At 48.1% G+C, this 13253-nt stretch carries 19 protein-coding genes; all 19 read right to left on the bottom strand.

Annotation, left to right across the window (positions count from 1 at the left end; all coding sequences use genetic code 11):
* On the bottom strand, positions 1–1626 hold a 1626-nt coding region (locus PPOP_RS00885), incomplete at its 3' end, for a phage tail tape measure protein (RefSeq protein WP_042226882.1).
* Positions 1627–1676: 50 nt separating this feature from the next.
* Positions 1677–1859 (bottom strand): hypothetical protein, encoded by a 183-nt coding sequence (locus PPOP_RS00880; RefSeq protein ID WP_006284090.1) that lies wholly within the window; start codon positions 1857–1859, stop codon positions 1677–1679.
* The gene (locus PPOP_RS00875; RefSeq protein ID WP_006284088.1) at positions 1840–2139 is read right to left on the bottom strand and encodes a hypothetical protein; all 300 of its coding nucleotides are present in this window, start codon (positions 2137–2139) and stop codon (positions 1840–1842) included. The genes PPOP_RS00880 and PPOP_RS00875 overlap by 20 nt, the downstream gene beginning before the upstream one ends.
* 29 nt (positions 2140–2168) lie before the next feature.
* Positions 2169–2567 carry a phage structural protein gene (locus tag PPOP_RS00870; protein ID WP_006284087.1) on the bottom strand — a complete coding sequence of 133 codons (399 nt, stop codon included), beginning with the start codon at positions 2565–2567 and terminating at the stop codon, positions 2169–2171.
* Between the two features lie 13 nt (positions 2568–2580).
* Positions 2581–3585 carry a DUF3383 family protein gene (locus PPOP_RS00865; RefSeq protein WP_006284086.1) on the bottom strand — a complete coding sequence of 335 codons (1005 nt, stop codon included), beginning with the start codon at positions 3583–3585 and terminating at the stop codon, positions 2581–2583.
* A complete protein-coding gene (locus PPOP_RS00860; protein ID WP_006284085.1) occupies positions 3551–4066 on the bottom strand; it encodes a phage neck terminator protein in 516 nt (171 codons plus the stop codon). The genes PPOP_RS00865 and PPOP_RS00860 overlap by 35 nt, the downstream gene beginning before the upstream one ends.
* Positions 4053–4400: a hypothetical protein gene (locus PPOP_RS00855; RefSeq protein WP_042226880.1), complete on the bottom strand. Its 348-nt coding sequence runs from the start codon at positions 4398–4400 to the stop codon at positions 4053–4055. Before PPOP_RS00855 ends, PPOP_RS00860 begins: the two co-directional genes overlap by 14 nt.
* A gap of 2 nt (positions 4401–4402) precedes the next feature.
* A complete protein-coding gene (locus PPOP_RS00850) occupies positions 4403–4825 on the bottom strand; it encodes a hypothetical protein (RefSeq protein ID WP_234399636.1) in 423 nt (140 codons plus the stop codon).
* 53 nt (positions 4826–4878) lie between these two features.
* Positions 4879–5412, bottom strand: coding sequence for a hypothetical protein (locus PPOP_RS00845; RefSeq protein ID WP_234399635.1), 534 nt, complete (start codon positions 5410–5412; stop codon positions 4879–4881).
* 7 nt (positions 5413–5419) lie between these two features.
* Positions 5420–5713 carry a hypothetical protein gene (locus PPOP_RS00840; protein ID WP_042226879.1) on the bottom strand — a complete coding sequence of 98 codons (294 nt, stop codon included), beginning with the start codon at positions 5711–5713 and terminating at the stop codon, positions 5420–5422.
* Positions 5714–5780: 67 nt separating this feature from the next.
* Positions 5781–7196 (bottom strand): phage major capsid protein, encoded by a 1416-nt coding sequence (locus PPOP_RS00835; RefSeq protein WP_006284079.1) that lies wholly within the window; start codon positions 7194–7196, stop codon positions 5781–5783.
* On the bottom strand, positions 7193–7927 hold the full coding sequence (locus PPOP_RS00830) for a head maturation protease, ClpP-related (RefSeq protein WP_234399634.1): 735 nt from the start codon (positions 7925–7927) through the stop codon (positions 7193–7195). The genes PPOP_RS00835 and PPOP_RS00830 overlap by 4 nt, the downstream gene beginning before the upstream one ends.
* A complete protein-coding gene (locus tag PPOP_RS00825; protein ID WP_006284076.1) occupies positions 7920–9149 on the bottom strand; it encodes a phage portal protein in 1230 nt (409 codons plus the stop codon). Before PPOP_RS00825 ends, PPOP_RS00830 begins: the two co-directional genes overlap by 8 nt.
* On the bottom strand, positions 9150–9320 hold the full coding sequence (locus tag PPOP_RS23235) for a hypothetical protein (RefSeq protein WP_199898925.1): 171 nt from the start codon (positions 9318–9320) through the stop codon (positions 9150–9152).
* Positions 9317–11080, bottom strand: coding sequence for a terminase large subunit (locus PPOP_RS00820; RefSeq protein WP_006284075.1), 1764 nt, complete (start codon positions 11078–11080; stop codon positions 9317–9319). The genes PPOP_RS23235 and PPOP_RS00820 overlap by 4 nt, the downstream gene beginning before the upstream one ends.
* The gene (locus PPOP_RS00815; protein WP_006284074.1) at positions 11073–11603 is read right to left on the bottom strand and encodes a P27 family phage terminase small subunit; all 531 of its coding nucleotides are present in this window, start codon (positions 11601–11603) and stop codon (positions 11073–11075) included. Before PPOP_RS00815 ends, PPOP_RS00820 begins: the two co-directional genes overlap by 8 nt.
* Positions 11604–11892: 289 nt before the next feature.
* Complete coding sequence (locus PPOP_RS00810; RefSeq protein WP_006284073.1) at positions 11893–12264, bottom strand: HNH endonuclease signature motif containing protein; 372 nt, start codon at positions 12262–12264, stop codon at positions 11893–11895.
* A 74-nt stretch (positions 12265–12338) separates the two neighbouring features.
* A complete protein-coding gene (locus tag PPOP_RS00805; RefSeq protein ID WP_006284072.1) occupies positions 12339–13094 on the bottom strand; it encodes a DNA-methyltransferase in 756 nt (251 codons plus the stop codon).
* Positions 13095–13133: 39 nt separating this feature from the next.
* On the bottom strand, positions 13134–13253 hold a 120-nt coding region (locus tag PPOP_RS00800), incomplete at its 5' end, for a toxin-antitoxin system HicB family antitoxin (protein ID WP_042226876.1).

The raw sequence follows: 13253 nt of genomic DNA, 5'->3' as shown, positions 1-13253 counted from the left end.
TACCGCCATAAAGACATTTTTTATGCCTTCCCACAAGCTGCCGAACCAAGAAATGACAGTCGACCACGCTGATTTTATACCGTTGACTGCCTCGGTAAACCGTTGACTAAACCAAGCGCCTATCCGACCAAACACAGCCTTTGTCCAATTCCAAAACCGTGCTATCGCTGCCTTAACTGTATCCCAATTGCGTATCAGTAACACAATGCCTGCGATAACTGCGGCAATTCCTATAGCGATCCATGTCATTGGGTTAGCCAGCATCGCTAAGTTTAGCCCCATTTGCGCCGCAGTGGCAAGTAGCGTACCCGCACGATATGCCCGGAATAGCCTGGTTATGGTTCCGACTATTGTCATTGCTGCAAAAGATGCTTTCAGTGCGATGATCGCCGTCCCTAACCCGATAACCGTTTCCTTGATTGTCCCCCAATTATCCGAAATGAAGGAGTAAACTTCCTGCGCCTTTTCGGCAATCGTCGTTAATGCCTGGCCGATATAATCTCCAATCGTCTGCCCCAGAGCCACGATTTGCGGCTTGTGATCAGACAACCATTGAGAAAATTGGGTCAGGTATGGCAAAAGCTTTTCGCCTATCGGGATAAGGATGCCGGTTTCTATTTGCCGCCCGAAAATCAAAAAGGCTTCGCCCGGCGCGTTAAACTTTATTTTATTGAGTTCCGACATGGTTAAACCCGTCGCTTTAAATTGACTCGCGACCTCGCCCATACTCTCGACAACGACTGTCTCAAGATCCTCGAATTGCGTTCCAAGCAGCGCGACGCCAATTTCATTCTTTTTGACCGGATCCTCAACATCAGCAATCATTTGTATGATTTGGCTAAATGCCGCCTTAGCTTCGGGGCCGCCACCGGCGAAGGTCTGCATCATGGCTTCGGCATTTAGGCCAAGACCTTCAAAGGCTTGGGTAGTTGACTTACTTCCGTCCTTTGCCCTGATATTAAATTCTTTGACCGCATCCCCTACCTTATCCAATTGGAAAACGCCCTTTTCAGATCCGGCTGCAAACATGTCGAACATTTCTTCGGCATTAAAACCAAGCGCCTTAAATTGGTTAGCATACTCATTGGCCGTATCTAGCAGCTCGTCAGACTTGTTTAACCCTTTTTGTGCGCCCTGGGCCAATAGGTCATACGCCTGGTCAGACGTGATGCCAAACTGGCGCATCATTGTATCCACGGACTTAATGGACTCCGGGATCTCAAAACCGAATTGATCCCTCAACAAAAAGGCCTTGTGCGTCGTCTTCTCCAGCTCTGTACCAGTTTGCCCCGTCACTTGTTGGACGGTTGATATGGCGCTCCCTAAGTCCTGCCAGTCCTTCCCAAAGTTTTGCGAGTACAGACTTTTAGCGATTTCTCGCGTAGCCTCCATCTGCTCGGCCGTCGCACCAGTTGCCCCTTGTACATCAGCCATTGATTGCTCGAAGTTTGAGGCGGCCGATATGGCTGCTACACCGATACCGATCGCCGCCGTGGATGCGGCCAACCCAAGGCCAATCACACTTTTGGTCAATGTAGCTATCTGGCTATTTGCACCCCGCAAACCCCTGGTGTTGACTCTAAAACCAATGGCATACATCAGATTGTCGATTATGCCGCCTGCCACCCGCCACACCCCCCAAAAACAAATAGACGCCCCGTAAAGGACGCCTATTTTCACTTTTCTGGCTTTTTTAAAACTTCCATATGAATATCCAGCGCCGCATTGGCCTCCATGATGTCGTCGTCATCCATCAGGTTAAGGTCACTATACGTAATGGATATGTCGCTAAGGAGCAAACGCCATTGCGCCCAATTGCGCCGCGCTCGCTCTTTGGCCTCATGCTTGCTGATCGCCATCTGCGTCATCCTCATCCTGGCCGGTGACAAAAGCAAACGCCGCCCCGACAACCTCACCCAGCTCCCGGTAGGATGCAAAGTCATCAATACGCAACTTTGGCTCTACAACAACGTGCTGTAGCATTTCCTCAGCCAATCGCTCATCCGACGGAATCCCGTGCTTGTTTTTGACGCGGTCTGTAATCTTGGTGGCAGCGCGCACTCCTGGATGCTGGAACACATACTCCTTGCCCGACTTGCTCATGAACTTTTTTTGTTTGAAATTTGCCATATTTGCCATTATAATCAGTCCTTTTCGTGTATTTTAATTTAATCAAAACGCATGTCCAAACATTGAAACTCGTATTCTCGATCCTCTGCTTCGCTCCCGTATGACCGGGACGCTGGCTTTTTGATAAAGGCCTCTGTCACGGTGACAGACTCTTTCGGCGGCCCAGCGTTAATGACCGAAATCGGGACAAGTTGCCCCGTATTGGCCAGTTTGTCCAAATAGGCTACCTGTGGGCTGGTCTGCAGCAGCGTGACGGTGATCGTCCCCAGCGGATTGTTGACCTTGGTACGGACGGTGTCGCCTTGTGCGCCGACCTTAACCTCATAGTTGTCTTCGTCCTTTTCTATTTCGACCATCGACTCGGAAAAACCAGTCAAGTAAACGCCGTCAACCGTCACGGTGACTGACTTAGCGTCAAAGGTTGTTGTTTGTGCCATCTATACCCCTCCCTTATAGTCTAATTTGGCCACGGATCGTCGTCTCGTGGATAGCTCCAGCCAGTTCAAACCAAAATTCGCCGCCGCTATACTTGCGAGTAGCTCTATCGGCCGGATCGACCTGCGCGCGTGCCTTAAAAATAGTGCCAAATAGCGGTTGGCCATCCGAATCTGTCGCGATGATGCCCTGATTAAACGCCCGCTGCAGCGCCGTCCGGACGACACTCTCGATTTGAGCAATCCCGGTGTCGTCATACCGTACTTTGGGCGCTGAGTTGAGCAGCTTTTGCACGCCATGTTCAATGCTAAATTTGACGTAATCCTTGGCATGGATAATGTCGATATACTCACCGGACAGCGTCTTACCTTCGCTGGTTACGTTGTCGCCAGCCTTGGTTACATATGCGTTAGCCCCTGCAGTGTGTACGGCCGCGAGCTCGGTATTTGAGAGCGGCAGCGGCGTAATGCCGGTCAACGTCTTAAATTTCCACGTCGCAGTTCCGACGGCGGCCGACCCCGTCCGGCCTACCCAGGCGGCCTCCGGATAGTTGCCGATGTCCTTATGATAGATGATCGTCGTCCGGCTGTATCCCGCGCCGCGCAACATATTGACACCCGCCAGATCATTGGAGCGTGTGAAAAACTGGCGTGAATTGTCCTGTTCGACAGCGACCGCAATCTTGCCAACCGTTTCAAGGTCATGACACGTGGAAACTAGGAAATACCAATCCTTTGTAAATGCCTCCGTAAGTACCTCTGACAGCTTTTGTCCCTTTCCCTCAGTTTTCCGGCACATGACCGCAATCTCGGCCGGCGAGTTATCTCCTTGATTGAGCAATGCAAACGCCGCCTTATAGACCTCCGTCGTCTCGGGATAGTCCGCCTTGACGCCCGCCAGGTCAGCATAGGTCTTGTAGGCCGCCCCCGTCGCACTCTCGCCCAAAATCAGCGGCTTGCCGAAGCCTAATTTCGGCGTTGGGCGCTCAATGTCGATGATTACTTTTACGTCTTTCGCCATCGGTTCCATCTCCTCTCACATCAGCCGTATCTATCGGCTGTAAATCTTGCTCGATCATGTTTGTCGTCCGCAACTCGACCTCAAAACCGTTCCGGCGCTCCCACTCATTGCCGATCCGCAGGTCATGATTTTGAGATGACCCGACCTCGACCACAACCGTGCCAGCCTTATCCTTGAGTAGCCAATGCCCGTCCGTCTCAAACCAATCCCGCGCCCGGTTAGCCTGATTGACGCTCTCCAAACGACTCCGGGCGTAACTCTGAAACGATACACTGAGCGATACCGTGCCGGACTGGATCAGCTTGTCCCCGACCACTTGCACGGCCATATGCCCGCTTGGGCTGCCCTCGTCAACAAAATGGTAGGTCATAAACGGATACGGCGGCACCTTGCCCTTGCCATCTATCTCGATGACCGGCACGCCCAGATGAGCGGTTAGTCCCTCCACCATCACCTGGCGTATTTGCTCAAACGGGATCATGCGTGCTCACCCGTTTTAGTCGGTACTCGTTAACATCACTGTAGGCCGTCCAATTGTCATCCGCATCCACCGTGTACTGTCGACCCTGATGTTCGATGATGTCGCCGTTTTGGTGCCGATACGTGGTAAATAGCTGCCGGTCATCCTCGCTGTACCGCCCGCCGTCGAGTTGCAGCAGGCGATCGCCCAGCGGCTGTATAGACCCATGCAGCACCGTCTGTATCGACTCGGAATCGTGATATACTCCGACCGAGTCGTAATGCCCCTCTCCCTGCCGAATCAGCGTATACGGTACCGCGTATTTGCGCACGATGCGACCCAAATTAAAACGCATGGTCATCTCCCCTCTTTGCTCACGATTGTATATGTCAATGCGTTACGTAAGTCCTCGTCAGCAATCAGCAGCTTATTTCCACTCTTGCGGCGCGCGTAAATCGGGGATAGTGCCGGTTGCTTGATGCGGTCAAAGTTTTTCAACATCCTGTCAAGCCCCAGTTCCCCAATTTCTGTTTGCAGCGACTGGGCACCCTTTCGGCCGAGCGCGATCTGCGTGACGCCAGCCCGCACTAGTTTGCCGATGGCCGCCTGCGCCTTCTTCTTCCCAGCGCCAATAATAGAGCGCGCCGGGATATTCATTTTTGCGGAGCCGTACTCGTGAACGCCCGCGACGAGCGCTAGCTCCTCGTCGCCTTGCATCCCGATGTGGATCTCCTTATGCCTCAGCGGCAGGAGCCGAGTGATTAACTCGGCGGAATCCATGCTTTGCGTCACCTCAACGTTAGCGCGCCTGTAGCGCGTCCGTTTCCGGCCCATCAGACCCACCGCCCCACATATGGAGCGACTAATGCGGCTACTGGTCCCGGCAAACGCCCGTCGGCGTCAAAATCTGCATACGTCACATTGATATTGCCCACCCGCTCCGATCGCACGACAGGATCCCGGAGCATTATCCAGGCGTACAAAATACAAGCAAGTTGTATGTCTTCTGGGAGCGTTGCAGGCTCTGCACCCGTCTCATCGCTTGGCAAAATGTACCCTGCGGTGTACTCTACCTCAATATTCCGGGAGCCTCGTGGCCATCCCGAACGCTTGAATAACATGCCGTTTTCTGATTCGATTGTGAACGATTCGATCCCCTGTTCTATCCCCTCCACTTTAAGCAAAGGGACGGAATGGATGGGGTAATTTCGCAGTTGGAGAAACTGCGTTCCCGAACCGTTCAACGTCTGTTGATATAACTTGTATTCATAACTCCGTTTGGTCCTCTGTTCAATGGCTGTCGATGCCGCTTTCAGCACTGCGAGTAGTTCAATATCCTGAGATACGTCTTCTTCAGATATGCCCAAAAACCCCTTAGCTTTCTTTAGACTCGCCAACATCCTCATCACCGCCAGGTTTAGCGCTAGGTTCCGCAGTTTGCTGTTTCTTGCTTTTGTTTTTCTTGGTACTTCCCTCTTCAGCGGCGACGTTTGTCTCTGGAACTTCTGCATTTTCCTCGCCTATCTCTTGTTCGCCAATCACATTCGCCGCCGATAGTCGTTGCGCTCGCTGAGGCGTTGCCTCAAATGTCGTCCCAGGCTGTACTTCTTCTCCCGTAAATCGATCAACAAATGCTGAAATCACTTGGCATTTCGCCATTTGTGCCAAAATATCACCCCATTTTCAAAGGAATAAGGCCCGAATAATCAATTTTTTGGGCCTAATCTTGAGATTATTAAAGTTTCGGAATGCTCAAAATTACATACGGAGTAACCTTTGTTGCGCCGTCTTCAAGCGCCAGTGGCTCAATTACCCATGGCTTACCATCCACATTCCAGAACACCTTGATTACCGTCTTATTTTGTCTAAATAAAACGTGCTCGGATGCGGCAATGAATGGGCCGGATCCATCCTTGATCAGGTAGTAAGATAGATCAAGCAACATCAAATCGCCTTTTTTACCTAATGTTGGAATTTTTCCAGTAAACATTATTGGCATTCCTCCAAGAGTTGAAGGGATGCCTTTTGTAGCGTCACCTTGAATGAAGATATAATTCCCAGCAGGATCCTTTAATGTTGCAATTTGAGGTAATGTAGATAGATTGGCCACCCAAACCGCGCCCGCCACGGACTCAGGAAGCAATGACGCTCGCATTTTTAGCGTATCCAAATACGAAATCTGTTCTGCAGTTTCACGGTTGACAACAAGGGCGCCGGCGGCTCCCAAAATGCCTGTAGGTTTGCCTGCCCCTGTTCCAGTTAAGAAAGCAATGTCTTCCGCTGCCAGCATTGCACTCTGTAGTAAATTGCTAATGAACGTATTAGCCGCTGCCCAGTTACGTAACAATTTATCCGTGATAACTGTTGTTGCAGCTACTTCGTGTGGTTGCAATGTAACCTCTCTCAATTTTGCATCCGTTTCAGGCTTATTCGCTCCTTCTTCAATCCACGCCACTTCCACTCCACCATATACACCTTTGCTCCCTTGATCGAGCGCCGGCATAGTGATTTTTGCGTCAGGAGGATCACCAGCAGGTAGTACATTAGCCCTGGAGCGGACAATTGCCGACTCAGGACGGAGCGATAGAATATCCGACTTGAATTGCTCCGGAACAGCATAACCACCGCTAGCTCCATCCCCGTGGCTCCATTCGTTTCGCGTCGAACTTGGCAGTAACTGACCATGAAATGCTTCTGGCACGCCGTAGCCTCCGCCTTGTCCCTGGCCTACCGGCAACTCGCCAAGACGCCCTTTCGGATCCCCAAATCGGACAGCGTGTACTAATTCACCGAGATTTTTAAACCCACCATCATCTTTAGGCGCGATCTGTACTGGCGCACCGCCTACGGCGGAGGGGCGGAATGGCGTATTTTGAACGCTATTCAATTCCTCTCCTCTTGCTGTCATGGCTGCAGCGCGCTCTTCTCTTGCTTCAGCCTCTTTTACTTTTCGATCTGCTTCATTAAATTGATTTTCAAGTGCTTGAAACTGGCTTTCTTCTTCTTGCGTCAGACCACGACCCTCACTTTCTGCCGTGTCTAAAATCGCTTTTTGTTGATCGTAGATGTTTGCTCGTGCTTGCATAAGTTCAGCTAACGACTCACCAGCAAATAGCTGCAAATTAAGTGTGAAACGTGGTTGTTTTTTCATCGATTCATCATTCTCCCTTGTAGAGATAATTTTTTTTGCAATAAAGAAAGCGGAACCTTTGCGGACCGCTCTGTTTCTTGTGGCTGTTCGTTTTTTGATTGCCTATTTTTTATAAGCTCATTTCTAACCTTATCAATAACGGAATTCGGTAGCATTGGCGTATGGTATACACTTGCCACCAATTTAGGGGTGCTGTTGTCTTCGAACATGATTTCATCAACCAACCCTTTTTCAAGCGCCTGTTGTGCTGTAAACCAAGTTTCCTCGTCCATTAATGCCAGCACTTCGTCCTGTTGCATCCCGCTCTTCAGAATATAAGCGTTAGCTATGGACTTGTTGCAATTCTCCAGCACCCCAGACTCATGGCGATGATCCCTGTAGTCACCCCGCGACCACGACCAAACATTATGAATCATCATTTGCGCCGTTGGAGAGATAACAACCTTTTTGCCAGCCATTGCAGCAACAGAAGCGGCGCTAGCAGCTAACCCGACAATTCTTGTCGTGACATCACCTCTGTACTCTTTCAGGGCCGTGTAAATCTCTGATCCTGCGCATACATCACCACCACCAGAGTTAATGTCAACCTCAAGAGGTTCTCCATTTGCTGCTTCAATTTGCTCCATGACTTTGTTAGGACAAACAGCTTCAATACCAAACCAATCATATATTTCATATTCATCGTTGGATACAATAACACCCTTTATGCTAACCTTTGCCAATTTATTCACCTCCTCCCGAAGTCTGATCGGTAGTTCCTAAAGGAATTGCGGCACTATTTACGTAATAAAGTTTCCCCGTGCCATTTTCGATAGGGTTTCTGTCTTCAATTTCACGCCATTCATCAGCGTTAAGAGCTCCATTTTGTCGTTGAATTGCGAGGCCCTCTTGTCGGCTCTTGTAATCCCCACGAAGCAACCCGTCCACGTTGAACTTAACATAATACCCCGCTTCTCTTTCTGCTTCCGTGAATAACTTCCAGTTGGCCGTTTGCTCGATACGTGTCAAATAAGGCATCAAGGTATGCATGACAAATTCAATCCCTTGATGTTCAATGTTGTTATTCGTGCTTCGTTCAAGGTTAGCTACCATATGCGGAGGTACACGGAACAACCCGCATATTTCGTCACGGTTGAGTTTGCGGGTTTCAATAAACTGAGCATCCACAAACGGCATTGGAATCCGGGCGAATTTCATCCCTTCCTCTAAGATAAATGGCTTCCATGAGTTTCCTAAGCCTACACCTTTCTCATTTACCCACTCCTGCAATCGAGCATAGGCCGCATCTGATAGTGCTTGCGGATGCTCTAAGACTCCGCCTATATTCATACCATTTTTGTAAAAATGGGCAGTAAATTCCGACGAAGCCATTCCTATACCTACTGCTTCAGTAGCCATTCTTATTGGTGAGTATCCTTGTATTCCATCGAATCCAAAACCCGGGGTATGAAATACCCGTTCTGCTGGGAAAACCTCAGACTTCCCACGGTCGTTTATGTGATATTCAATCTTAGAGGTATACTTATTCCTTTCAGGCCTGCAATCCATCCAACTGACAGGATATATATCCTGCACTTGACCGCGTTGATTTCTCGTCAATATTGAGTAACAATTTCCCGATGTTGCAAGGTGTCCTATCATGGCCTCGCGCCAACTCTGGGAGGTCATTTCATCGTTTGGCAAATCATGCAACAAGTTATAAACTGGATGGTCATCGGCCTTGTCCTTACCTCCACCTCTTCGTTTCTTATAGACAAAGAGTGGCAGCGATCCCACTCCTTCGGCCAGAACACGCACACAACTGAAAACAGTTATGAAACGTAACGCCGTGTCTTCATTGACATCAACACCTGTTGCATTTTTCCCTCCATATAATCGCTTTCTGATGTCATTTGTAAAGTCGTCAAAAGAATACTCCCCTTTTCGGGAAACAAGGTTTGTTAAAATTCCCAACTATCCTTCCCTCCTTGTCCTCGATGGATATCCAAGCCACATCATTAAGGCTCCACCGATTATAAGAGAGGCAGGCGGATAGATCATCCATACTCCACAACTAAAACCCAAGAATCCAACAATTAAGAAAGCTTCCTTGATTGTGTCCTCTCTAACTTTCACCTTTTTCATAGCGAGCGCGGCCCCCTTTCTTCAAATATTGATCTATTTGATTTCGCAACCAGTGACAAAGTTAATTTATGGCTATCGATCACTGCGTCAATAGGGTCAATACGTTTTGTTTTTGCTTTGGGATCTTTGTCTATCTTTATTTCCCCAAAACTATTACTGACCTTCTTCGCGTTTGTCATGCTCCACGTCAGTAACTTGTTCCGCTTGTCATAAATAATGTTTCCAGCTTCAACCTCTAGTTGGAAATCCACAGTAGCATCATTAAGACTGCGTGCGCTCTGCACAATCTCAACGCAATCTACACCAAATTCTTCGAGATCATGCAAAAAAGCATCTGCATTATGAGGGTCATATGCGATGCCTTTTAATTTGAGATTGTATTTTTTAATAAGATCACGATAGTAGGTTATGATGTACTTGTAATCCGTTTTTACACCGCCAAGCGTTTCAGTGACGGTAATAAGTCCGTCCCTAATCCACATATCATATGGCGCGTTGTCTGTTTGGATATGTTCCGCTACCCGTGCGACCGGCATAAAGCTGTGTGAATGAATGTAATATTTCCTTATTCCGTTCTCATCAAATGGAAATTCCAGTGCGCCAGAAGTCAAGTCGCCTCCAGATGAAAGATCCAATCCTAAATAACACTCGCGCCCTTCCATAACTTCGATAGTTGTATCGGATCCACAAGCTTTCCAATGCTCCATGTTCATGTACTGATCGTCTGCGAATTGTACCCAGATATTCAGACCTTTGGTCATGAAATCTCGAAGGTCGGCTCCTTGCTTCTTCTTCGCCTTAATCGCATCCGTCCTTAAGCTCGTCAAGGTTTCTTCTGTCCATAAAGGGTTAGCCTTCGGCCAGTTTTCCTCGTTCCAAATGTCATCGCCTTTATCAAGTTCGCAAATGAATACAAAGTGTGTTTCATCTTCATGCAATTCAGCGAGTATCATTTTGCCGTACTCATATTCTTCATAACATGGAAGGTTCAGATCGAATCCAGCCGTAGTAATAATCGAAGTAAGGCACTGCTTAAGTTTACGCTGCCCACCTGTCAGCAGCTTGTACATTTGATTGGTTTTGTGCTTGTGATATTCATCGACAGAAGCAAAATACGGGCGAAATCCGTCGATAGTATCCGTGTCACGCCCGATTGCTTTTATCTCACCGCGAGTTATATTGCAAAGAATCGTGCTTTTATACTCTTTTGAAGTGAATAAGCCTTCTTCATACTTCGTTCCGCCTAATTCAGGATCGGCGTTAATGAATTTCAGACATTCCTTCAGCACGATGCGCGCTTGATCCTCTTTTGTCGCAGCGCAATATATTTGAGGATAGTTATACCCATCAAAATTGCCGTAATATAGCGCCGGGACAGCATTCCCTAGAGATTTACCGTTTTGTCGAGCTACTTGGACGTAACTGGTTCTGAAACGTCGGTATCCATCTTCATTCAACCAGCCATTCCAACTACCGAAAATGAAGTCCTGGAAGCCCCACAATCTCAACGGTTCTGGCTCTTCACCCTCCGCAAGCGTCAAAGACTCAGCAAATTCTATAATTTCATGAGCTTTGACCGGATCGAAAACGTACGGAAATTCCTTTGATCCTTGCCGTTCCAAGTCTCTTAAATGCCGGTAACATGCCTGCCGCTGCGTTTCGCCAGCTACGATCCTACCCGAAACAACTTCTTTGGCGTATGCCGTCACCCGGTCTAACTCAGTGACAGAATTATACGGATAAACCTGCGAGCTAGACACCACGCCCGCCCCCAAACTTACCAAATTTGCTTGGCGGCTTTTCTTTTTCCTTCGGCTTCGGCACATTCTTGACTTTAGCAAGAGGGTTCAAAAATAAACGATCTTGCATTTTGAGGAGCATGTCCATTTTCTTGTTGATCGCCGTATCGATTTTTAGAATCCCTTCCATATATTCCTTAAAAACATCCTGATTGATTGCTATTCTTTCAAGTTTTTGATATTGATTGAGTAGATTTTCGTACTCTGAATAAGTCTTACAATACATCGCCAATAGCCCCACGTCCGATGTCGTGAGAAGGTCAATACCCTGCTTTGCAGCTTCCTTATACTCTTTCATGTAATGCTTCCAGCAAGAATATGCATTTACGTCGTTCTTTATGAACGGCGGGGGTTTCAGCTTGTCGAGTTCACTTTTTCCGAGTTTAATTTCTGCCTCCTGACGCTGCTTAATTTGCTCTTTCGTAAGTCGGTTCGGATTCCCCTCTGCGAGGTGCAAACCAATCGGCTTGGAGTTCCGTCCCACAAGGGTTCACCTCCCGAAATTTCATAAAACGAATTTTTGCGCGAATAATCTCCCGCGCGGTCTATAGCCAAAAGGACCCCAAGGATTTTACCCCCTCCCCCTTTTCAGGGCGTGGACACGCTCAGGGAGGGTACAACACTTCAAGAGCGCTATGGCCTCTTAGATTATGAATGATGCTATGAGCAAAGCTGTGATTACTGTTGTTCTAGCTGCCTATCCATAATTGCGAGAATCTATTTGCCTTTCCAAATAGCGAGCATTGATTACTATTAGGATCACTAAGGCAATCTTAATTGCAATCGTTGTGTAATCCATTACCGAATCCCCCGTCCTCCTTGGCTGTCTTCACGCTGTGGCACGAATCGCAAAGACCTTGCCAGTTCTTGCGGTTCCAAAATAGTTTCCTATCTCCTTTGTGCGGTAAAATATGGTCAACTACTGTTGCCCCTGTGAGCTTGCCAGCATCAAAGCAATGTTTGCACAGTGGATGCTTCTGTAGGAACTTCAATCGTCCCTTACGCCATCTATGGTCATATCCACGCTTGGCTGCCGATTCTCGATGCTTGTCATAGCTATATCTACTCACCTTATGGGCTTCGCAATATATATCAGTGGTTAGATTGTTACATCCTGTCTTGCGGCAGAATTTTTTTAGTGCCATGCTTTTTATCTCCCTTTGGCTTACGCCGTCCCAATCTCCCCAACACAACCTTTACATTATCCTGCCGCATACTGTCAACGACTTATAATCCTTGCCTTACCTCCGGTCTCTTTTTCCCAGCGCTCAATGATAGTCTGGCAATAATCCGGGTCAATCTCCATCATGTAGCAGGTACGATCCGTCTGCTCACAGGCTATTAATGTTGTGCCCGACCCGCCAAAAAAATCAATCACCACATCGCCTGGCTCGCTAGAGTTTTGGATAGCCCCCACTACCATCTGTAGCGGCTTTTCGGCGTTGTGGAGTTTCTCGCTCAATTTCCGGCAAACTTTATTAAACCGCCATACGTTTCCTTTGCCTAAAATGGTTTTGATACCATTTCGCCGTGCATGAGATGCAATTTTGTTTGCATCCGGCTCCCTATGATAAAACATAATAAACTCATGGCAGTTGGTGTAATTGGAGCCAAACCCTCCACCCTCTGCCTTAACCCATACAATTATATTTTTTAACGGCAGATATATCTTGTCAGCCCAGTTGCGCCATGCATGGTATGTGCGATAGTCGCACGTGATGTAGAGGTGTCCAAACTCTTTGACTGCGTCCTTTAAATTGCTCAGTGTCGCGCGCAAAAACGGCTCTATCATTTTTGTGTCTACCACATTTTTTAATCCTGTGCTGCTACCAAAAGCTGTGTAAGGCGGATCGGTAAAACACATGTCCGCTTTACGCCCCTCCATAAGCTTGTCTATATCCTCTGTGATTGTGCTATCACCACACACTAGGCGGTGTCGCCCCAGTTGTATAATGTCCCCGTAAGTAATATTCACTGAATCATCCTTTGTCGAAAAATAAAAGCCGCTGAATAATCAGCGACTCAATTTGTACAGCACATATTGATTTAACGATACGCCTTCGCGCTCCGACTGCTCCGCGAGTTGGCGATGAAGAGTCTTCGGTATGCGAACATTAAACTTGCCACTATACGC

The organism is Paenibacillus popilliae ATCC 14706, assembly GCF_000315235.1.
GTDB lineage: Bacteria > Bacillota > Bacilli > Paenibacillales > Paenibacillaceae > Paenibacillus_B > Paenibacillus_B popilliae.
The sequence above is the reverse complement of the archived record's forward strand: the minus strand, read 5'-3'. Positions and strand labels throughout refer to the sequence as shown.